We start from the raw sequence: 20,804 nt of genomic DNA, 5'->3' as shown, positions 1-20,804 counted from the left end.
CGCCTTTGGCGACGTGCCCTCGGGGCCGGTGGACGGCCGGGCGCCAGGCCGCCCCCTCCGTCAGCCCGGGTGGCCGGCCGCGCCCGCACCGGCCACCGAGCCCGGCGGCACCGGCCACCGCCACGCCAGCCGGCGCAGGGCCGCGCCGCACAGGCAGAGCCAGGCGAGGGCGAAGAACCAGCCACCGACGACATCGGTGAACCAGTGCACGCCGAGGTAGATCCGGGTCGCCGCGACCGCCACCGCCCAGCAGCCGAGGAAGGCCACCAGCGCGGCACGGCCGGGCGGTGAGCGCAGCAGGACGGCGCTGATCAGCACCCCGGCCACCATGGCGGAGGTGGCGGTGTGGCCCGACGGGAACGACCAGTTCGTCGCGTGGGTCGCCCAGTCGCCCAGGGGCGGCCGGGGACGGGCTATCAGGCTCAGCACGCCGCTGCGCAGTCCCTGGCCGGCACTCAGGAACGCCAGGCAGCAGGCCGCGGCCCACAGCCGACCGCGGGTGTCCCGTCCCATCAGCAGCCCGCCCAGCACCACCAGCGTGTACGGCCACGCGCCCGTGCCGGTGCCGGTGACCACGCGGGCCACCGCGGCCGCGCCGGAAGGCCGGTGCCGCACGCTCCACAGGTGGCTGGAGGCGTCCAGGAGGAGCGGTCGGCCCGAGGCCAGCACGACCGCGGTGGCCAGCCCCGCGAAGAGGACCAGCGCGGCCAGCCCCACCAGCAGGAGCAGGCCGGGGCGCGCGCCGAGCGGGCCCGCCGGGCGTGGGAGCGACGGCGTTTCGGGGACGGTCGGGCCTGCCCGATCGTCGGCGCCGTCAGCGTGGTCGTCGGCTACGTCACCGGGGTTCCGCTCGCTGCCGTCGCCGCCGCCGGACCGGCCGACCCCGTCGGCGCGGAACCGGCCCTGGGACGTCATCGTGTCTTGCCGCCCTCCTGCGCCCGCCGGCGGGACCGCAGCACCTCGGCGCCCAGCGGCAGCAGCGAGAGCACGACGATCAGGACGACGACCGGCAGCAGGTAGCGATCCACGTTCGGCACGGACGACCCGAGCCCGTACCCGGCGAGCACCAGCCCGACCGACCACACGAGGCCGCCCGCGACCTGCCAGAGGGTGAACGTCCGCACCGGCACGTGCAGCGCCCCGGCCAGCGGGTTCAGGACCGTCCTGACCACGGGGACGAAGCGGGCGAGCACGATGGCCTTGGCGTGGCCGTACCGGGCGAGCAGTTCCTCGGCGCGCTCCGCGCCCTCCTTCAGCCGGCGGGAGCGGGTCCGCTCCAGCAGGGCGCCGCCCGCGCGCCGCCCGATCCAGTAGCCGCACTGGGCGCCGATCAGGGCGCCAGCCGCGGAGGCGAGCAGCACCTGGGGCAGCGACAGGACGGTGCCTTGGCCCGCGTGCGCCGTGCACAGCAGGCCCGCCGTGAAGAGCAGGGAGTCGCCGGGGAGGAAGAACCCGATCAGCAGCCCGGTCTCGGCGAACATCACCAGGGCGATGCCCAGCACGCCAAAGGCGGACAGCAGGGACTGGGCGTCCAGGATGTTCACGGCGAGCGTGTCCGCGGCGAACAGGGGTGCGGCCATGGTCGGGGCCCTCTTCATAATGGGGGGCGGGGCAGCGGGTGTGTGCCCCGATGGTTTGCATCGGTCTGTCGTCTACAGCAGTGTAGACAATAGCGCGGAGCACGAGAGGAGGCTCACCGTGTCCGACACGGGTGCGGAGCGACGAGCGGCGGGTGAGCTCGAGGCGAGCGTACTGGCGGCGCTCTGGGCGGCAGGCGGTCCTCGCACGGCCGCCCAGGTGCAGGAGAGCCTCCCGATGCCGCTGGCCAGGACCACCGTCGCCACCATCCTGGCGCGGCTGCACGAGAAGGGCGCGGTGCTCAGGGAGCGCGCCGGCCGCGGCTACGCCTACTCCCCCGCGCAGGACGCGCACGGCCTCACCGCCCGCCGTATGCACCACGAGCTCGACAAGGACAGCGACCGCGAGGTGGTGCTGGCCCGCTTCGTCTCGCAGCTCAGTCCCGACGACGAGCAGGTGCTCAGAGGGCTGCTGGAGGCAGGTGGCCAGTGATCGCGCTGCTCGTCGTCCCGCTGCTCGTGCCGTTCGCCGCCCCGCTGCTCGCGGCGCGGCTGGCCGGCTCGCGCCACCCGATGGCCGCGCTGTGGTCGCTCACGGTCGCCGGCGTCGTCCTCGCCGCGAGCACGCTCGTCTCGCTGGGCGGCCTGCTGCTGTCCGGGGTCCTCGGGCTGCCGCCGGGCGCCGAGCTGGGCGAGCTGGTCCAGCCGCTGGCGGTCGGGCCCGGAGGGCTGCTGTTCCCGGCGATGCTGTTCTCGGCGGGCGCCCTGGCCGTCTGGGGGTGGGCCACCGTGCGTTCCGTCACCCGGCAGTGGCGGCTGTACCGGCTCGCGCGCGCCGCGGTCGACGGCCGGCACGCCGCCGGCGATCTGAGCATCGTCGACGACGCGCGGCCCGACGCCTACGCGCTGCCGGGGCGGCCGGGCAGGGTCGTGGTCACCAGCGGCATGCTGCGCTGCCTCACCCCGCACGAGCACAGCGCGCTCTTCGCCCATGAGCGCGCCCATCTGGCGGGCCGTCACCATCTGTTCCTGGCCGCCGCCGAGCTGTGCGCGCGCTGCCACCCGGGACTGCGTCCGCTGCGCGGCGCCGTGGCCCTTGCCGCCGAGCGGGCCGCGGACGAGGTGGCGGCGCGTGTCACCGGGGACCGGCGGCTGACGGCACAGGCCATCGGTCGGGCCGCGCTGGCGGCCCGTGCCGTCCCCGGTGCCCGCCCGGCGTTCCTGCCCTCGGCCACCACAGGCCCCGTGCCCCAGCGGGTGGCCGCCCTGCTGCGCCACCCGGTGGGGCCCCGCCGGCCGGTGGTGACGCTCGCCGTCCTGCTGCTGCTCTGTGCGGGGATCTCGTTCGCGACGGCCGCCGCCGGGGCCGTCGTACTGCACCACGGCGTCGAGGTGGCGCAGGGGGAATGGCCGCGCTGACCCGCCGGCACGGACACCCGGGAGCGAGCGCCGCCCCAACGGTGGCCGTTCGTTGCCTGACTGGCTCCCCTGGTCGAGGACGCGACCGACCGTCCCGCCCGTCAGCCCAGCACTCCCGTGGCCAGCAGGCCGAGCAGGAGCACCCCGACGACGACGCGGTACACCACGAAGGCGTTGAAGGAGTGCTTCGCCACGAAGCGCAGCAGCCAGGCGATCGAGGCGTAGGCGACGACGAACGAGACCACGGTGCCGGCAGCGAGGGGCGCGACCCCCACACCGGTGCCGAGGGCGTCCTTGAGCTCGTAGAGGCCCGCTCCGGTGAGCGCGGGTATGCCGAGGAAGAACGAGAGCCGGGTGGCCGCCACCCGGTCCAGGTCGAGCACCAGGGCCGTGGACATGGTCGCCCCGGAGCGGGAGAAGCCGGGGAAGAGCAGCGCGAGGATCTGCGAGCAGCCCACCAGCATCGAGTCCCTGAAGGTGACGTCGTCCTCGCCGCGCCTGTGCCGGCCCATCTGGTCCGCCGCCCACATCGCCCCGCTGCCGACGATCAGGGACGTGGCGACCACCCACAGCGACGCCAGCGGCCCCTCGATGAGCGGCTTGGCGACCAGGCCCACGGCCACGATCGGGATCGTGGCCCATATCACCCACCAGGCGAACCGGTAGTCGTGGTGGTACCGCTGGTCCTTGTGGGCCAGGCCGCGGACCCAGGCGGCCACGATCCGTACGATGTCGCGGAAGAAGTAGACCAGCACGGCGGCGATGGCCCCGACCTGGATCACCGCGGAGAAGCCGACCACCGCGTTGTCGTCGACGGGTATGCCCATCAGGCCCTCGGTGATCTTCAGGTGTCCGGTGGAGGAGACCGGCAGGAACTCGGTCACGCCCTCCACGGCCCCGAGTATCACGGCCTGGCCGACGTTGATCACGCTCATCGGTTCTCTTTCGTGCGGTGTGCGGGGGCGGGGAAGCGCGGCTTGCGAGCGGGGGTCCTGGTTCCGTACGGGCGGCCACGGAGGCACCGGGAGACAGACGGCCCACTTCTCGTCTACAGCACTGTAGACGATAGCGGGTGAGGTCAGGAAACGCCCAGCCGGAGCCCGGGCGCGGGGGCAGAGGCCAGAGGCCGGGGGCGGGGCCCGAGGGACGGGCCCGGCAGGGATGCGTCAGCGCTGCGGAGGGCCGCCCACCGCCGGATGCCGCCCTGCGGGCTCCCGGGTGTGGTCGCCGATGTCGCCGGTGGGTGCACGGCCCCCGGTGGTGGGGATGCGGACGAGGCTGCCCTCCTCGGCCAGGTGCTCGTGGACGAGCCGGATCGCCATGGCACCCTCGCCGGCCGCCGAGGCGACACGCTTGACGGAGCCGGACCTGACGTCGCCCGCCGCGAACACGCCCGGCAGCGTGGTCTCCAGCATCATCGGCGAGCGCGCCCGATCCGCCCAGGTGTCCGGGTCGGCCGCCGCCTGCGCGTCGGCTCCCGTCAGCACGAAACCGCTCCGGTCCGTCACCAGGGCACCGGCCAGCCAGTCCGTGTGCGGGCGGGCCCCGATGAAGACGAACAGGGCCCTGGCCGGGACCTCGTGGACGCGGCCGGTGGTGCCGTCCCTGACGGCCACCGAGCGCAGGACGTCGTCGCCGAGCGCCTCGTGCACCTCGTGGTGGAGCAGCACCTGGATGCCCCGGTGGCGATCCACCTGGTCCGCCAGGTACCTCGACATGTTCGCGCCGAGGTCGTCGCCGCGCACGATCAGGTGCACCTGGGGCGTGTACTCGGCGAGGAACAGGGCGGCCTGGCCTCCGGCGTTGCCGCCGCCGACCACGGCCACCGGGTCCTCGCCGCACTGCTGCGCCTCGTGCAGCGTGGCGGCGTAGAAGACGTTGGTGCCCTCGAAGCGGGCGATGCCGGGCGCGTCGAGCTTGCGGTACGACACGCCCGGGGCGAGGACGACGGTGCGGGCCTCGGCGACGCTGCCGTCGGTGAAGCGGACGGCGTAGTGGTCGTCGCGGCGTTCGAGGCCCGCGGCCTGGAGCGGCACGATCATCCGCGCGCCGAACTTGCGGGCCTGGATGACGGCCCGCTCGATGAGCTCGCCGCCGGATATCCCGGAGGGAAAGCCCAGGTAGTTCTCGATCCGCGAGGAGGCCCCGGCCTGGCCGCCGGTGGCGATGGCGTCCACGATCACCGTGTCGAGCCCGTCGGACGCCCCGTACACGGCGCTCGCGAGGCCGGCGGGACCGGCGCCGACCACCACCAGGTCGCTGTCGGCGACGTCGGGCGTGGGCGCGGGCAGGCCGGCGAGCCTGGCGAGGTCCGTGGGGCTGGGGTTGCGCAGCACCTCGCGGCCCTTCCAGATGACGACGGGCGTCTCCTCCGGCCGGATGGAGAACCTCTGCAGCAGCTCCTCGGCCTGCCGGTCCCTCTCCAGGTCGATCCACCGGTGCGGCAGCCGGTTGCGCGCCGCGAACTCGCGCAGCCGCCGGGTCGCCGGCGAGTAGTAGGAGCCCAGGATCCGGAATCCGGCGCCGACCCCGATGAGCAGCGAGCGCCGCCCGAGGTAGGCCCGGAGCACCAGGTCGCCGAGTATCTGGTCGCCCGCGACCAGGTCCCGCTGCTCCTCCCACGGCACCGCGAGCACCTCGCCGGGCTCGCTCACGATGGCCGTGTTGAACGCGGCCTCCCCCTCCAGCAGGCCCAGCTCGCCCAGGAAGCGCCCCGGGCCGTGCACGGCCACGGTGCGCTGCTCCACGTCGCCCAGGTCGTGCACGATCTCCACGACGCAGCTGAGGAGGACGATGAACTCCTCGCACCGCTCCCCCTCGCGGAACAGCACCTCTCCCGCCTCGACCCGGCGGCGCTCGCCGTGCTCGGCCAGGACGTCGAGCTGCTCCTGCGCCAGCCGGGGGAAGGCGCCGCGCCGGTCGGGGGTCTCGGTCAGGCGGCTTCGACCGCGGGGGCCGTCGGGTGCCGTCACACCATCTCCTCGTCGACGAAGCACCACCGCCAGTCCTCGCCCGGCTCGTAGGACTGGACGATGGGGTGCTCGGTGGTGGCCGCGTGCCGCCGGGCGTGCCGGTTCGGTGAGGAGTCGCAGCACCCCACGTGGCCGCAGGTGAGGCACATCCTCAGGTGCACCCAGCCGGATCCCTGGGCCAGGCACTCCTCACAGCCCTCCGGGGTGTTCGGGGTCACCTGGCGCACCATCGACAGGTGCGGGTCGGGTTGCATCGTCATCGTGTCCGTCCCTTCGTCGTCGGGTCATCCTCGTGTCGTGGCGCCGCTCCACGGCGGCCGGCCATGGTCTCCTCGACCCACCGGCGCAGGGTGTCGGCGGGCGCTGCACCCGCCTGCCGGCCGATCTCCTCGCCCCGGTCGAGCAGGAGCAGGGTCGGCACCGCCTGCACCCCGAACTGCTGGGTCAGGCGCGGCGAGGCGTCGACGTCGACCTTGACGAGCTTGATCCGGCCCGCCATCTGCCGGGCGACCTCCTCCAGCGCGGGGCTGACCTTGCGGCAGGGGCCGCACCAGGTGGCCCACAGGTCCACGAGGACGACCGGTTCGGCCGCCTCGGCGATCTCCGCGAAGTCCCCGTCGCCGGCCTCGGCGATCCAGGGCAGCTCCGTGCCGCAGTCCCCGCAGCGCGGGCGCCCCTCGCCCGCCGCTCGGACCCGGTTCCTCCGGCCGCAGTTCTGGCAGGCCACCACCCTGCCCGGTTCGTCGGCCACCGCTCTCACGCTGCCTTTCCGACGTGGGCCCGCCGCTCGGGCCCGTCATAGGTGACGGTCAGTTCTCCGTCCCGGACATCCACCCGGATCGCCGCGCCGTCCTGCACGTCACCGCGGATCAGGGCGCGTCCGATGAGCGTCTCGACCTCGTGCGAGATGTACCGGCGCAGCGGCCGGGCACCGTAGACGGGGTCGAAGCCCTGCTGGGCGATGTGCTCGCGGGCGTCGTCGGTGAGGTCGACGGTGATCTGCCGCTCGGCCAGGCGCTGCCGCAGGTCGTCGAACTGCAACTCGACGATCCGCTTGATCTGGTCCATGGCGAGCGGCTTGAACAGCACGATGTCGTCGATGCGGTTGAGGAACTCGGGCCGGAAGTGGCTCTGCAGCTCTCCCATCACCAGGGCGCGGGCGTCCGCCTTGAGCTCGCCGTCCGCGGTCGCACCGTCGAGCAGATGGGTGGAGCCGATGTTGGAGGTCATGATGAGGACCGTGTTGCGGAAGTCGACCGTGCGGCCCTGGGCGTCGGTGATGCGGCCGTCGTCGAGCACCTGGAGCAGGGTGTTGAACACGTCGGCGTGCGCCTTCTCGATCTCGTCGAAGAGGACCACGGAGTAGGGCCCCCGGCGCACCGCCTCGGTGAGCTGTCCGCCCTCCTCGTAACCGACGTATCCGGGCGGGGCGCCGACCAGCCTGCTGACGGTGTGCCGCTCCTGGTACTCGCTCATGTCCAGGCGCACGATGCTCTCCTCGCTGTCGAACAGCGCGGCGGCGAGCGCCTTGGCCAGCTCGGTCTTCCCGACGCCGGTGGGGCCGAGGAAGATGAACGAGCCGATGGGCCTCGCCGGGTCGCGGATGCCGGAGCGCGCCCGGATGATGGCGTCGCTGACCAGAGCGACGGCCTCCTCCTGGCCGATCACCCGCTCGGCGAGGATCTCGTCGAGGCGCAGCAGCTTCTCCCGCTCGCCCTCCTGCAGCCGGGTCACGGGGATACCGGTCCAGGCCGCCACGATCTCGGCGATCTCGTCCTCCGTGACCACCTCGTGCAGCAGCCGCGTCTCGCCCTGCTTGCCGGCGAGGGCCTCCTCCTCGGCCTCCAGGCGGCGCTGCAACTCCGCGATCCTGCCGTAGCGGAGTTCGGCCGCCCGGTTGAGGTCGTAGCGCCGCTCGGCCTCCTCGGCCTCCTGGCGCACCTGCTCCAGCTCCTGGCGCAGCTCCTGGACACGCCGGATGGCCTGGCGCTCGGCGTCCCACTGGGCGTGCATGGCGTCGGCCTCGGCGCGCAGGTCGGCCAACTCGCGCCTGAGGTCGTCGAGGCGCTGGCGGCTGGCCGGGGCGTCCTCCTTCGCCAGGGCCGCCTCCTCGATCTCCATACGGGTCACCCGGCGGGTGATCTCGTCGAGTTCGGCGGGCATGGAGTCGATCTCGGTGCGCATCCGGGCGCAGGCCTCGTCCACGAGGTCGATGGCCTTGTCCGGGAGGAACCGGTCGGAGATGTAGCGGTGGCTGAGGGTGGCCGCGGCGACCAGAGCGGTGTCCTGGATGCGCACGCCGTGGAACACCTCCAGGCGCTCGCGCAGGCCGCGCAGGATGGAGACGGTGTCCTCGACTCCGGGCTCGTCCACCATCACCTGCTGGAAGCGGCGTTCGAGGGCGGCGTCGGACTCGACGTGCTTGCGGTACTCATCGAGCGTGGTGGCGCCGATCATGTGCAGCTCACCGCGGGCGAGCATGGGCTTGAGCATGTTCCCCGCGTCCATCGCGCCCTCGGGCCCGCCTCCCGCGCCGACGACCGTGTGGAGCTCGTCGATGAAGAGCAGGATCCTGCCCTGCGCCCCCTTGACCTCGCCGAGCACGGCCTGCATGCGCTCCTCGAACTCGCCCCGGTACTTGGCGCCGGCCACCAGGGAGCTCATGTCGAGCGCGAAGACGGTCTTGTCGCGCAGCCCGTCCGGCACGTCGCCGCGGACGATGCGCTGGGCGAGGCCCTCCACGATGGCCGTCTTGCCGACGCCCGGGTCGCCGATCAGCACGGGGTTGTTCTTGGTCTTCCGGCTGAGGATCTGCACCACCCGCCGGATCTCGGCGTCCCGGCCGACCACCGGGTCCGTCCTGCCGGCCTGCGCCTCGGCCACCAGGTCGCGGCCGTACTTCTCCAGCGCCTCGTAGGCGGCCTCGGGGGTCGACGAGGTGACGCGCTGGTTGCCGCGGACCCGGGTCAGGGCGTTCAGGAACGCTTCCTTGGTGAGGCCGTACTCCTTGAGCAGGCGGCCGGCCGCGGTGCGCGAGCCCTCGTCGGCGAGGGCCAGGACGAGGTGTTCGACGGACACGTACTCGTCCTTGAGCCGCCTGGCCTCCTGCTCCGCCGCGTCCAGCACCCCGGCGAGCCGCTGGGTGATGTACACCTGCCCGGGCGCCGCGCCCGGCCCGGTCGTCCCGGGCCGGCGGGCGAGGTCCGCGGACACCGCGGTGCGCAGCCCCTCGGTGTCGACGCCCGCCTGCACGGCCAGCCGGGGCACGAGCCCCTCCGGCTGTTCGAGGAGCGCGAGCAGCAGGTGCTCCCCGTCGACCTCGGACTGGTCGAGCCGACCCGCGACGGTCTGCGCGTCCTGGAGCGCCTGTTGGGACTTGTGGGTGAGGCGGTTCATATCCACGATTCATCACTCCTGCAGCCGGCGTCGCTGCGCCTCAGCTCGGCCTCCAACTCGCCGATCCGCTCCAGCAGGTCCATCACCACCCCGACGGCCGCGTAGTTGAGGTGCAGTCCGGCACGCAGCCGCTGGGCCCGGGCGAGGGCGGCGGGGGCGTCGGGGCTGAACCACAGCCGGCCGCCGGCGTCGCGCGCGGCGTCCACGACACCGAGTGCCGCCATCCGCCGCACGAGGTCCGGATGCAGGCCGGAGCGCCTGGCGGTGACGTCCAGGCTGAGCCGGTCCAGGGGTACGAGGGCGTACCTGCGCACGAGGACGTCCGGTGGGCGTGTGCGCTCTCGCGCCGGCGCCGCGGGCCGCCCGCGGGCGGATGCGGCGGCGCGCCGCGGGTCGTCGGTCATCCTGTCCCCCTCGGGTCGAAGGTGGAGACGGCCGCCAGCTCCTCGAAGAGCTCACGCTCCCGGTCGCTCGGCTCGGGCGGCGCCATGATGCGGACCTCGGCGTACAGGTCGCCGTCGCGGCCGCGCGGGCTGGGCACCCCCTCGCCGCGCAGCCGCAGCCGGCGGCCGCTGGAGGAGCCGGCGGGCACGTTGAGCTTGACGGGGCCGCCCGGGGTGCGCACGGGCACCGTGGCACCGAGCGCCGCCTCCCAGGGGCTCACCGGGACGGCGACGTGGATGTCCCGGCCGTCGAGGCGGTAGCGCGGGTCGGGCTTGATCCGCACCCGCAGGTAGAGGTCGCCCGGCGGGGCGTCGCCGCTGCCCCGGCCGCCCTCTCCGGCGAGCCGGATGCGCTGCCCGTCGATCACCCCGCGCGGCACGTTGACCCCGTAGGTGCGCTCCCCCTCAGGGCCGGAGAGGGTGACGGAGCGCCGGCCGCCGCGGTAGGCGTCCTCGACGCCGAGTGGCAGCTCGGCCTCCTGGTCGGCGCCCGGCACGGGACCCCAGGCCCCGCCCCGGCCCGCGCCCCGCCCGAAGATCCCGCCGAGCAGGTCGTCGATGTCGATGCCCTCGAAACCGCCGCCGAAGCCGGTGCGCGCTCCCGCGCCACCGGGGCCGCCACGCGCTCCCGCACCTGCGGCCACCCGCTCCTCGGGGTCCTCCGGGACGCTCCGGAAGTCCTCTCCGAAGCGGTCGTAGCGGCGCCGGGTCGCCGGATCGGAGAGCACGCCGTAGGCCTCGTTGAGCTCCTTGAAGCGCTCCTCGGCTCCCGGGTCCTTGTTGATGTCGGGGTGGTAGCGGCGCGCCAGCGCCCGGAAGGCCTGCTGGATCTCCTCCTGGCCGGCGTCGCGCGCCACCCCGAGGACGCTGTAGAAGTCCCGTGCCATGGACGTCACTCCCACCGCTTGCTGACCACGACGGACGCGGGGCGCAGCAGGTCCTCGCCCGCGCCGTACCCCGGCCGCACGACCTGGACCACGGTGTTCGGCTCGGTCTCGGCACCGTCGGCGGTGTCGACGGTGCCGACGACCTCGTGCCGGGCCGGGTCGAAGGGCACGCCCGTCTCCTCGAACCGCGGGTAGCCGAGCCCGCCGAACGTCTCGACGGCCTGGTCGCGCACCGCCTCGACGCCCTTGAGGACGGCGGACGGCTCGGATCCGGCGTGTTCCAGGGCCAGTTCCAGGTTGTCGATGACGGGCAGCAGCGCCGCGGCGGTGCGGGCGCGCTCGTCGGCACGCGCGTGCTGGAGCTCCTTGGCGTGCCGCTTGCGGAGGTTGTCCAGGTCGGCGAGGGCGCGGTGCCAGCGGTCCTGGAGCTCGGCGACGTCCGCGGCGCGGCGGTCCCCGGCCCCGGTGGGCTCCTGCTCCACCGGTCCGGGCTCCTGCTCCGCCGAACCGGACGGCTGCTCTTCCGGCTGCCGCACGGGCAGTTCCTCCTGCGCGGCGGCCCGCTCCTGCACGGCTGGCTCCCGTGTCGGCGGCTCCCGGCGCGGTTCGGCCCCCTGGGTGGGCTCCTGCTCGGTGGACATAGGACCTCAGCTCTTGTCGAACTCGGCGTCGATCACGTCGTCGTCGGACCGGCGGGGGCCGCCCTCTCCGCGCTCCTCGCCGGGCTCCGACTGGCCCCTCGCGCCGGCGCCCGCGCCGGAGCGGTGGGCGGCGAGCGAGGCGTACACCTGCTGGAGCTCCGAGGTCAGCGACCTGGCCCGATCCAGCGGAGCCTGCTCCTTGACGGCGCCCCGGGCGTCGGCGACGAGCATCTCGGCGCGGGAGCGCTCGTGGGACGGGGCCGCGTCGCCGAGTTCACCGATCTGGCGCTCGACCTGGTAGGCGGCGGCGTCCAGCTCGTTGCGTGCATCCACGGCCTCCCGCAGGGCCTTGTCCTCGCTGCGGTGCTCCTCGGCCTCCTGGATCATCCGGTCGACCTCGCCGCGCTCCAGGTTCGAGCCCTCGGTGATGGTGATGCTCTGCTCGGCGCCGGTGTCCCTGTCGCGCGCGGTGACGTTGACGATGCCGTTGGCGTCGACGTCGAAGGTGACCTCGACCTGCGGCTCGCCACGCGGCGCGGGCCTGATGTCCTCCAGGCGGAACCTGCCGAGCACGCGGTTGTCCACGGCGAGTTCACGCTCGCCCTGGAGGACCACGATGTCCACGGCGGACTGGTTGTCCTCGGCGGTGGAGAACGTCTCGGTGCGGCGGACCGGGATCGTGGTGTTCCGCTCGATGATCTTCGTCATCACGCCGCCCGCGGTCTCCACGCCCAGCGACAGCGGCGTGACGTCGAGCAGCAGGACGTCCTTGACCTCACCCTTGAGCACCCCGGCCTGGATCCCCGCACCCAGCGCCACGACCTCGTCCGGGTTGACGCTCATGTTGGGTTCCTTGCCGCCGGTGAGGCGGCGCACCACGCTCTGCACGGCCGGCATCCGGGTCGCACCGCCGACGAGGATGACCTCGCCGATGTCGTTCTCACCGATCTTGGCGTCCTCCATCGCCCGCTGGACCGGCTCCATGGTCCGCTCCAGCAGGTCCTGGGTGATCTGCTCGAACGTCGAGCGCATCACCGTCTCGGTGAGGTGCTTGGGGCCGGAGGCGTCGGCCGTGATGAACGGCAGGCTGACCTGCGTCTGGGTGACCGAGCTCAGCTCCGTCTTGGCCTTCTCGGCGGCCTCGAAGAGGCGCTGCAGAGCCTGCGGGTCCTGCCGCAGGTCGATGGCGTTCTCCTGCTGGAACCGGTCCGCCAGGTGGTCCACGAGGCGCCGGTCGAAGTCGTCGCCGCCGAGGTGGCCGTCGCCGGCGGTGGCCCGCACCTCGACGACTCCCTCGCCGACGTCGAGCAGGCTCACGTCGAAGGTGCCGCCGCCGAGGTCGAACACGAGGACCGTCTCGTGGCCCTTCTTGTCCAGGCCGTAGGCGAGCGCGGCAGCCGTCGGCTCGTTGATGATGCGCAGGACCTCCAGGCCGGCGATGCGCCCGGCGTCCCGGGTCGCGGTGCGCTGGGCGTCGTTGAAGTAGGCCGGCACCGTGACGACCGCCTCCGTCACCCGCTCACCGAGCTGCTTGCCGGCGTCGTCGGCGAGCTTGCGCAGCACGAGCGCGCTGATCTCCTCCGGCGCGTAGAGCTTGCCGCGGACCTCGAAGCGGGCATTGCCCTGGTCGTCGGCGGCGACGTCGAAGCCGACCGCCTTCGCCTCCTCGGGGATCTCGTCGAAACGGCGTCCGATGAAGCGCTTGGAGGAATAGACGGTGCCCTTGGGGTTGAGGATCGCCTGGCGGCGGGCGAGCTGGCCGACCAGCCGCTCACCGGTGTCGGTGAAGGCCACCACCGAGGGTGTGGTGCGGCTGCCCTCGGAGTTGGGAAGCACCGTCGCCTCGCCGCCCTCCCAGGCCGCGATCACCGAGTTCGTTGTTCCCAGGTCGATCCCGACTGCCTTGGCCATGAGGTACTCCTTCGTCGAAGCCCGTGTTCGGGTGTGCATGCGTCGAGGCGTTTCGCTCATCGCCGGCCTGGTTGTGGTGCTGCCGCTCCGGCTGCCGGCGCCCCGGGTGGCGAGCCCGGTTCCCCGGTCCGGGCCGGGCGGCCTGCCTCGCACGGTGCGCGGTCGTCACCGTCGACCGGCGACAGGTTCAGCATCGCGACCGGGAGCGCGGGCCGGCCTGCCCCCGCGGGGCCCAAATCCGGCGGATTTCTCGCCACGGCGGGCCGAGAACGATCACTGAGAAAATGGTGCGATACACGCATAAAGCACTACGGTGGAGGGGGGCTCGGCGGAACCGATCCGGTCCACCGGCGCGGATCGGCCCCGGCAGGGCGACCTGGCGGGGCGACCCCGGCGAGGGGCCACGACGAGCAGGGCGACGACGAGCACGGAGCTCACATGACCGCGACCCCGGGGACGGCCGAGAGGTCCCGACGGCGGACCGGGGACCGCGCGCACCTGGCCGATCTGTACAGCGTCCACGTGCTCTCGAAGATCATGAACGGCGAGTGGGACGAGAGCGCCGTCCTGCACCGGGCCCTGTCCGCCGTGGCCGCCCTGGGGCCCTGCCGCGCGGAGGCCGGCTTCCTCGTCGTAGACCGCCTTCCGGTGCGGGCCCCCAGCGACCGGCGGCCTGGCGTGCCCGGCCTGGACAGCCAGGTCAGGGCGCTGTCCGGCCGGGAGGGGCCGATCGAGGTGCGCGGCCGCGCATGGGGCTGGGCCTTCGCGCTGCACACCGGCGACGGCGCCGCCGGCCACGACGGCACCCTGGGCTACCTGGTGTGCAGCGCCCCCGCACCGCCCGATGAGGAAGACCGCTTCGTCCTGCGCGTCCTCGCCCAGCAGACCGCCGCGGCCCTCGCCGGTGCGCGGGCCCGCCGCAGGGACCGCGCCCACGCCCGGGAGCTGGCCCGGCTGGACGAGGAGAGCGCCGCGGTCAGCGCCCGGCTGACCGAGTCGATCTCCGACCTGGAGCACCGGCGGACCGTCCACGAGGCCCTCGGCGAGGCATCCGCGAGCGGTGCCGGCGTGCGGGGCGTCGCCGAGGCGGTCCACCGGCTCACCGGGCGTCCCGTGGCGGTCGAGGACCGGTTCGGCAACCTTGAGGCCTGGGCGGGCCCCGGCAGGCCGGAGCCGTATCCGAAACCGGACGCCGCGCAGCACGAGGAACTCCTCCAGGGCGTGGCGCGCGAGCTGCGGCCGGTGCGGGTGGGGGGCCGGCTGGTGGCGCCGGTCCGGCACGGCGGCGAGGTGCTTGGCCTGCTCGCGCTGATCGGCCAGGAGGCCGGTAGCGGCGTTCACGAGGAGTTCGCCCTCGACCACGCGTGCACCGTGCTCGCCCTGGAACTGGCCCATCTGCGCAGCCTCGCCGACGTGGAGCTGCGCCTGCGGCGCGGCCTGGTGGACGACCTGATCGACGGCACCGACGACGACAGCGCCTTCGCGCGGGCCGCCGCGGTCGGCCACGACCTGCACGGCACGCATCGCATCGCCGTGGTGCGGTGGGCGGGCCACGCCGCCGGCGAGGCACTCGTGCGGGTGGTCGGCCGGGCGGCCGCGGGCCTGAGGATGCGGACGCTGGCGGCGGCCCACAGCGACCTGGTGGTCCTGGTGGTCCAGGGCCGCGTGCCGGCGGGGGCCCTCCACCGGGTGCTCGCCCGCGAACTGGGCTCGTCCGGCGGGGCGATCGGTGTCGGCGGCGGCTGCGAAGCCCCCGGCGGCCTTCCGCGGTCGTTCCGGGAGGCGGAGCGGGCCCTGGAGGTGCGGCGGCACTCCCGGGCGCCGGACGGTGCGACGGCCTTCGAGGACCTCGGGCTCTACCGCATCCTGGGACCGGACGCGGGCGACCGGGAGGTCGACGGGTTCGTCCGCGAGTGGCTGGGACCCCTGCTCGACTACGACGGCGCGCACCGCTCGGAGCTGGTGCGCACCCTCTTCCAGTTCTTCGAGTGCGGAGGGAACTACGACAGCGCCGCCGAGGCCCTGGCGATCCACCGCAGCACCCTGCGGTACCGGTTGGGGCGCATCCGCGAGATCAGCGGCAGCGACCTCTCGGACGTCGACAGCCGGCTGAACCTGCACGTCGCCACCCGGGTGTGGCAGGTCCTGGGAGGCCCGGCGTGAGGGGTCGGCGCCACACGGCGGGGCGGCGCCGTGGAGCGGGAGGCGCATGGTGGAGCGGCAGAGGCCGCCGGCCGCGGTGAGCGGGGTGGCCGTGGACCCGGGCGAGCACGTGTGCGTGCTGTACCGGGGCCGCGCGGAACGCGACCGGCTGCTGGCGCCGTTCCTCGCGGACGGCCTGCTGGCCGGGGACGCCTGCCTGCTGCTGGAGGCGGAGGGTGAGGGCCGCACCATCCGGGACGTGCTGGCCCGGCAGGACCCCGCTGCTCGCCCGTACGCGGACGACCTGCGCATCCGGGGTCCGGAACTGTACCTGCGGGACGGCGTCTTCGACGCGGACCGGGCGCTGGCCCTGCTGTCCGCCTGGTCCGACACCGTCCTCGCACCGGATCCGCCTCCGCTCGTCCGGCTGGCCGCCGACATGAGCTGGGCGGGGCCCCTGGTGGCGCCGGACTTCGTCGACGACCTGGTCGGCTACGAGGCGGCGGCCACCCGCTGGCTGGCCGCCCGGCCGGTGGCGGGCATGTGCCTGTACGACCTGGAGCTGTTCGGCAGCGAGGCGGTCGTCCCGCTGGTCAGGGTCCACCCCAAGGTGCTGCTGGGCGGCATGGTGATGGAGAACCCTTGCGCTTGCGGCGGAGGGGAGCCGGGTTAGGCTCCTGACCTGGGCCGGCCGACGGGGCCGGTACCGGTGTGGAGGAGTCACCAGCATGACGGACACGGCCCGGGTCACCCTGGCGGACGTGCGCGCCGCCGCCGAGCGGATCGAGGGCACGGCGCACCGCACGCCGGTCCTGCGCTCGCGCACCCTGGACCGGCTGGCCGGTGCGCACGTGCTCGTCAAGTGCGAGAACTTCCAGCGGATAGGCGCGTTCAAGTTCCGCGGCGCGTACAACGCGGCGTCACGCCTGTCCGAGGAGCAGTTGGCCAGGGGCATCGCCGCCTACTCCTCGGGCAACCACGCGCAGGCGGTCGCGCTGGCCGCCCGGGAGCTGGGCACGACCGCGGTGATCCTGATGCCGGAGGACACGCCCGCCGCCAAGCTGGACGCCACCGTCGGGTACGGCGCCGAGGTCGTCAGCTACGACCGCTACACCGGGGACCGGGTCGCGCTCGGTACGGCGATGGCCGCCGAGCGCGGGCTCACGCTCATCCCGCCGTACGAGCATCCGCATGTGATCGCGGGGCAGGGCACGGCCGCGCTCGAACTGCTCGAAGACGCCGCCGGGCTGGACGCCCTGCTGGTGCCCGTCGGGGGCGGCGGGCTGATGGCCGGCAGCGCCACGGCCGTCAAGGGGGTGTCGGGCGGGACCCGGGTCGTGGGGGTCGAGCCCCAGGCCGGCAACGACACCCAGCAGTCGCTGGCGAAGGGCCGCCGGATCTCGATCCCGGTGCCGCGCACCATCGCCGACGGCCTGGCCGCGGACACCCCCGGCGAGCTCACCTTCTCCATCAACCGGCGGCTGGTGGACGAGGTGGTCACGGTCGCCGAGGACGAGATCCGCGAGGCGATGCGGCTGGCGTTCGAACGGCTGAAGATCGTCGTGGAACCGAGCGGCGCCGTGGGCCTGGCCGCCCTCCTGTTCCACCGGCTCGCACCCGTCCCGCCACGCGTCGGCGTGATCATCTCCGGCGGCAACATCGGTGCCGGGCGCTTCGCCGAGCTGCTGAAGGACTGACCACCGGGGTATTCACCCGGCCGCCACCGGACCCCGGCGCTCCGGCCAACCGGCATGCCCGCGAAGCGGGTTGAACCGGGATCATCCCGCCTCCCGGGCAACCGGGCGCGCGCGCCCGGTCGGGCGCCCTGACATGGTCACCCGAGTCCCAGTACACCCCCGGACAACCATTAATTCTTGACATGCACACTTCCATTGGGCGCCAACGCTTGCTACCAATGAGTAGCTACCCGCGTAGCTACCTCTGTAGCTACCCGTCGCGCCCAAGGAGGCTCTCGTGAGACTCAGATCCGCGCTGTCCGCCCTCGCCACCGCGACCATGGCGACGGTGCTCAGCCTTGTTCTGACAGGTCCGGCACAGGCTGCCGGACCTGCCTATGTGGCACTGGGTGACTCGTACTCGTCCGGCAACGGTGCCGGCAACTACGACAGTTCGAGCGGTGACTGCCACCGCAGCCTGAGCGCGTACCCCTACCTGTGGAAGAACGCCCACCAGCCGTCCTCGTTCAACGACGACGCCTGCTCGGGCGCGGTGACCACGGACGTGACGAACAGCCAGCTCGGTCACCTGAGCGCCTCCACCGGGCTGGTCTCCCTCACCATCGGCGGCAACGACGCGGGCTTCTCCGACGTGATGACCACCTGCGTGACGGGCTCAGACAGCACCTGCGTCAACCGGGTCAACCAGGCCGAGAGCTACGCCCAGAACACGCTTCCCGGCCGCCTGAAGGCCACCTACGACGCGATACGCGCCAAGGCCCCCAACGCCAGGGTGGTCGTGCTGGGCTACCCGCGCATCTACACGCTCAACGTGTTCTGCGTCGGCCTCTCGGACACCAAGCACCGCAAGATCGACGAGGCGGCGGACATGCTCAACAGCGTCATCAGGACGGCCTCGCAGAACCACGGCTTCGTCTACGGCGACGTCAGCTCCACCTTCAGCGGACACGAGCTCTGCTCCGGCGACGACTGGCTGCACTCCCTCGTCGTCTCCCCGAGCTGGGAGTCGTACCACCCCACCGCCACCGGCCACTCCAGCGGCTACTACCCCGTGTTCAACAGCGTCAGCGGCAGCTGAGGGGCCCCGACCACCTCTGAAAGTCCATCATGAACGCACTGGTGCGGCAGAGAGCCTCCGTCAGCGACGGAGGCTCTTCCACGTGCGCCCCGGACACGGTGGTCGGCCTGGACGGCAGTCCTCCCGACCGGCCGGATCCCCGCCTTGTCCGGCGCTCGCGCGCCGGAGGACCATGCATCGAGGGAGCTGATGCGACACACCGGGCACCCTCGCGTCGTCCGAACCGGACCAAGGGAGGATGCCATGAGCAGGACGTCCGCACGCTGCGTGCGCAGGATCGCCGTCGTCTCCGGGCTGCTGGCCGCCGTCGCCGCCATCGCGCCCGTCGCCGTCGCGCAGAACGCCGCCGCTGCCGGGGCGGGCCCGGGCCGGCTCGCGACCGCCGACGCGGCCGTCCGGCGAGCCGACGTGGCGGGCACCGCCTGGTACACCGACCCGGCGCGGGGCACCCTCGTGGTGACCGCGGACCGTACGGTCGGCGCCGGGGACATCGCCCGGATCAGGGCCGCGGCGCGCGTCAAGGCCGGAGCGCTGGAGATCCGCCGCATCCCGGGCCGGCTCGCCGAGCGGGCGGCCGGCGGAGACATCATCACCGGCCCGGGCGGGCTGCGCTGCACGGTGGGCTTCAACGTCAGGGACGCCGGCGGCACCGCGTACGCCCTCACCGCCGGACACTGCACGCAAGGCGGCGGCACGTGGTCCATCGGGCCGGTGACCGCGAGCAGCTTCCCCGGCGACGACTACGGCCTCATCAGATACAGCGACCCGAGCCAGGCGGAGGGCGGGGTGCGCGGTCCCGGCGGGACGCTGATCGACATCATGGACGCCCGGACGCCGTCCGTCGGCCAGAGCGTGTGCCGCACGGGGCCCGCCACGGGAGTGCACTGCGGCACCGTGTCCGCGCTCAACGCGACGGTGAACTACGGCGGCGGCGACGTCGTGACCGGCCTCATCCAGACCACCGTCTGCGCGGAGCCCGGCGACAGCGGCGGCCCGCTCTTCACGGGCCACTCCGCGCTCGGCATCACCTCGGGCGGCAGCGGCACCTGCTCATCGGGCGGCACCACCTTCTTCCAGCCCGTCGTCGAACCCCTGAGCGCCTACGGCCTCTCGCTCCTGTGACCGGCCGATCCGAAGGGCTGGTCTAACCGGCTGACGGCGCGGGGCCCGGCGCCGCGAGGACCTTGCCCGGGTTGAGGATGCCGCCCGGGTCGAGGGCGCGCTTGATGTCGTGGTGGACGCGGAGCCCGACGGGTCCCAGCTCCTTGCGGAGCCAGTCGCGCTTGAGCACCCCGACTCCGTGCTCGCCCGTGATGGTGCCGCCGAGGGCGAGCCCGAGGTCCATCACCGCGCCGAACGCCCGGTGCGCGCGCGCCACCTCGTCGGGATCCGCCGGATCGAAGAGGACATGCGGATGGAGGTTGCCGTCCCCGGCGTGCGCGACGCAGGTGATCCGCACCCCGTGCTCGCGGGCCACGTCCTGCACGCCGTCGACCAGCTCGGCGAGGACGCGGCGGGGCACGCACACGTCGTCCGCGAGGTAGGAGCCGAGCTGCTCGGTGGCCACCGCCACCATGCGCCGGGCGGCCAGCAGCAGCTCGGCCTCCGCGGGGTCCTCGGAGACGATGGCGTCACCGCCGTGCCGGGCCGCGATGTCCGCGAACCGCTTCAGGTCCGCGGGCGCCTGCTCGCCGCGGTCCGACTGGGCGATCAGCACGGCGCCCGCGTCGGGCGGGAAGCCCGGGTCGCGGTAGGCGGAGACGACGTCCATGGTGGGCCGGTCCATCAGCTCCAGCAGGCTGGGCCGGGTGCCGTCCGCCATGTAGTCGGCGACCGCCGCGCACGCGGCCGCCGGTGCCGGGAAGAAGCCGACGGCGGTCAGCGGTGCCTGGGCGGCGGGCCGCAGTGCGAGGGTCACCTCGGTGATGACGCCGAGGGTGCCCTCGGAGCCGACGAACAGGTGGGTGAGGTCGTATCCCGCGACGCCCTTGGCGGTGCGGCGGCCGGTGCGCAGCACCTCGCCGCTCGCGAGCACCACGGTCAGGCCGCGGACGAAGTCGCCGGTGACGCCGTACTTGACGCAGCACAGGCCCCCGGCGTTCGTGGCGGCGTTCCCGCCGAGCGTCGACATCTCCCACGAGGACGGGTCGGGCGGGTAGAACAGGCCGTGTTCGGCGACGGCGCGGGACAAGTCGGCGTTGACGACTCCGGCCTCGACGACCGCCACCTGGTCGACGGTGTCGATGTCGAGGATGCGGTCCATGCGCTCCACCGACAGCAGGATGCAGCCGTCGACGGCGTTGGCGCCGCCGGCCAGGCCGGTCCGGGCGGCCTGCGGCACCACGGGGACGCGGTACCGGTCGGCGGTGCGCAGCACCAGCGACACCTCGTCGGTGCTGCGGGCGCGTACCAGGGCGGCGGGAGTGCCGCTCGGGCAGAACGGGGCGCGGTCACCGCGGTGAGCCTCCAGCACGTCCGGGTCGGTGACCAGGGCGCCGTCCGGGAGGTGCGCGGCCAGCTCGGCCAGTGCGGTGGGCAGGGCCTCGGGGTCAGGGACGAAGGGCTCGGGCCCGGTGGCGGAAGACTCGGGCCCAGTTGGGCAGGACTCGGGTCGGGTGGCGGAGGGCTCAGGCCCGGTCGC

The 20,804-nt window shown here is 73.7% G+C and carries 19 protein-coding genes; 7 read left to right on the top strand and 12 right to left on the bottom strand.

Annotated elements, in window-relative coordinates; translation table 11 throughout:
- Positions 1-60 precede the first annotated feature (60 nt).
- The gene (locus Sm713_RS39605) at positions 61-915 is read right to left on the bottom strand and encodes a phosphatase PAP2 family protein (protein ID WP_212914751.1); all 855 of its coding nucleotides are present in this window, start codon (positions 913-915) and stop codon (positions 61-63) included.
- Complete coding sequence (locus Sm713_RS39600; protein WP_212914750.1) at positions 912-1,580, bottom strand: DedA family protein; 669 nt, start codon at positions 1,578-1,580, stop codon at positions 912-914. Before Sm713_RS39600 ends, Sm713_RS39605 begins: the two co-directional genes overlap by 4 nt.
- A gap of 118 nt (positions 1,581-1,698) precedes the next feature.
- On the opposite strand from Sm713_RS39600, the gene Sm713_RS39595 reads away from it, so the two are divergent.
- Together Sm713_RS39595 and Sm713_RS39590 are read left to right on the top strand one after the other, a co-directional pair.
- Positions 1,699-2,070 carry a BlaI/MecI/CopY family transcriptional regulator gene (locus Sm713_RS39595; RefSeq protein WP_212914749.1) on the top strand — a complete coding sequence of 124 codons (372 nt, stop codon included), beginning with the start codon at positions 1,699-1,701 and terminating at the stop codon, positions 2,068-2,070.
- Positions 2,067-2,996: a M56 family metallopeptidase gene (locus tag Sm713_RS39590; RefSeq protein ID WP_212914748.1), complete on the top strand. Its 930-nt coding sequence runs from the start codon at positions 2,067-2,069 to the stop codon at positions 2,994-2,996. The genes Sm713_RS39595 and Sm713_RS39590 overlap by 4 nt, the downstream gene beginning before the upstream one ends.
- A gap of 101 nt (positions 2,997-3,097) precedes the next feature.
- On the opposite strand, the gene Sm713_RS39585 is transcribed toward Sm713_RS39590, so the two are convergent.
- The 9 genes from Sm713_RS39585 to dnaK form a co-directional block, all read right to left on the bottom strand.
- On the bottom strand, positions 3,098-3,931 hold the full coding sequence (locus tag Sm713_RS39585; protein ID WP_212914747.1) for an undecaprenyl-diphosphate phosphatase: 834 nt from the start codon (positions 3,929-3,931) through the stop codon (positions 3,098-3,100).
- 231 nt (positions 3,932-4,162) lie between these two features.
- On the bottom strand, positions 4,163-5,968 hold the full coding sequence (locus Sm713_RS39580; RefSeq protein WP_212914746.1) for an FAD-dependent oxidoreductase: 1,806 nt from the start codon (positions 5,966-5,968) through the stop codon (positions 4,163-4,165).
- On the bottom strand, positions 5,965-6,228 hold the full coding sequence (locus Sm713_RS39575) for a UBP-type zinc finger domain-containing protein (protein WP_212914745.1): 264 nt from the start codon (positions 6,226-6,228) through the stop codon (positions 5,965-5,967). The genes Sm713_RS39580 and Sm713_RS39575 overlap by 4 nt, the downstream gene beginning before the upstream one ends.
- Positions 6,225-6,719, bottom strand: coding sequence for a thioredoxin (gene trxA, locus Sm713_RS39570; protein WP_212914744.1), 495 nt, complete (start codon positions 6,717-6,719; stop codon positions 6,225-6,227). Before trxA ends, Sm713_RS39575 begins: the two co-directional genes overlap by 4 nt.
- Positions 6,720-6,724: 5 nt before the next feature.
- Positions 6,725-9,370 (bottom strand): ATP-dependent chaperone ClpB, encoded by a 2,646-nt coding sequence (gene clpB, locus Sm713_RS39565; RefSeq protein ID WP_212914743.1) that lies wholly within the window; start codon positions 9,368-9,370, stop codon positions 6,725-6,727.
- A complete protein-coding gene (locus Sm713_RS39560; protein ID WP_212914742.1) occupies positions 9,361-9,768 on the bottom strand; it encodes a chaperone modulator CbpM in 408 nt (135 codons plus the stop codon). Before Sm713_RS39560 ends, clpB begins: the two co-directional genes overlap by 10 nt.
- Positions 9,765-10,694: a DnaJ C-terminal domain-containing protein gene (locus tag Sm713_RS39555; protein WP_212914741.1), complete on the bottom strand. Its 930-nt coding sequence runs from the start codon at positions 10,692-10,694 to the stop codon at positions 9,765-9,767. The genes Sm713_RS39560 and Sm713_RS39555 overlap by 4 nt, the downstream gene beginning before the upstream one ends.
- A gap of 5 nt (positions 10,695-10,699) precedes the next feature.
- Complete coding sequence (locus Sm713_RS39550; protein WP_212914740.1) at positions 10,700-11,335, bottom strand: nucleotide exchange factor GrpE; 636 nt, start codon at positions 11,333-11,335, stop codon at positions 10,700-10,702.
- Positions 11,336-11,341: 6 nt separating this feature from the next.
- Entirely contained in the window at positions 11,342-13,246 is a 1,905-nt protein-coding gene (gene dnaK, locus Sm713_RS39545; RefSeq protein WP_212914739.1) for a molecular chaperone DnaK, read from the bottom strand.
- A 438-nt stretch (positions 13,247-13,684) separates the two neighbouring features.
- On the opposite strand from dnaK, the gene Sm713_RS39540 reads away from it, so the two are divergent.
- The 5 genes from Sm713_RS39540 (at position 13,685) to Sm713_RS39520 (ending at position 19,285) form a co-directional block, all read left to right on the top strand.
- A complete protein-coding gene (locus Sm713_RS39540; RefSeq protein WP_212914738.1) occupies positions 13,685-15,409 on the top strand; it encodes a CdaR family transcriptional regulator in 1,725 nt (574 codons plus the stop codon).
- 46 nt (positions 15,410-15,455) lie between these two features.
- Positions 15,456-16,061: an MEDS domain-containing protein gene (locus Sm713_RS39535; protein WP_212914737.1), complete on the top strand. Its 606-nt coding sequence runs from the start codon at positions 15,456-15,458 to the stop codon at positions 16,059-16,061.
- Positions 16,062-16,116: 55 nt separating this feature from the next.
- The gene (locus tag Sm713_RS39530; protein ID WP_212914736.1) at positions 16,117-17,085 is read left to right on the top strand and encodes a pyridoxal-phosphate dependent enzyme; all 969 of its coding nucleotides are present in this window, start codon (positions 16,117-16,119) and stop codon (positions 17,083-17,085) included.
- A 319-nt stretch (positions 17,086-17,404) separates the two neighbouring features.
- The gene (locus Sm713_RS39525; RefSeq protein ID WP_212915147.1) at positions 17,405-18,163 is read left to right on the top strand and encodes an SGNH/GDSL hydrolase family protein; all 759 of its coding nucleotides are present in this window, start codon (positions 17,405-17,407) and stop codon (positions 18,161-18,163) included.
- Between the two features lie 243 nt (positions 18,164-18,406).
- On the top strand, positions 18,407-19,285 hold the full coding sequence (locus tag Sm713_RS39520) for a S1 family peptidase (RefSeq protein WP_212914735.1): 879 nt from the start codon (positions 18,407-18,409) through the stop codon (positions 19,283-19,285).
- Positions 19,286-19,307: 22 nt separating this feature from the next.
- On the opposite strand, the gene Sm713_RS39515 is transcribed toward Sm713_RS39520, so the two are convergent.
- On the bottom strand, positions 19,308-20,702 hold the full coding sequence (locus Sm713_RS39515; protein WP_212915146.1) for an FAD-linked oxidase C-terminal domain-containing protein: 1,395 nt from the start codon (positions 20,700-20,702) through the stop codon (positions 19,308-19,310).
- Positions 20,703-20,804 lie beyond the last annotated feature (102 nt).

Origin of the sequence: Streptomyces sp. TS71-3, from assembly GCF_018327685.1 — a bacterium.
Classification (GTDB): Bacteria; Actinomycetota; Actinomycetes; order Streptomycetales; family Streptomycetaceae; genus Streptomyces.
This window is presented reverse-complemented; position numbering and strand designations above follow the sequence as displayed.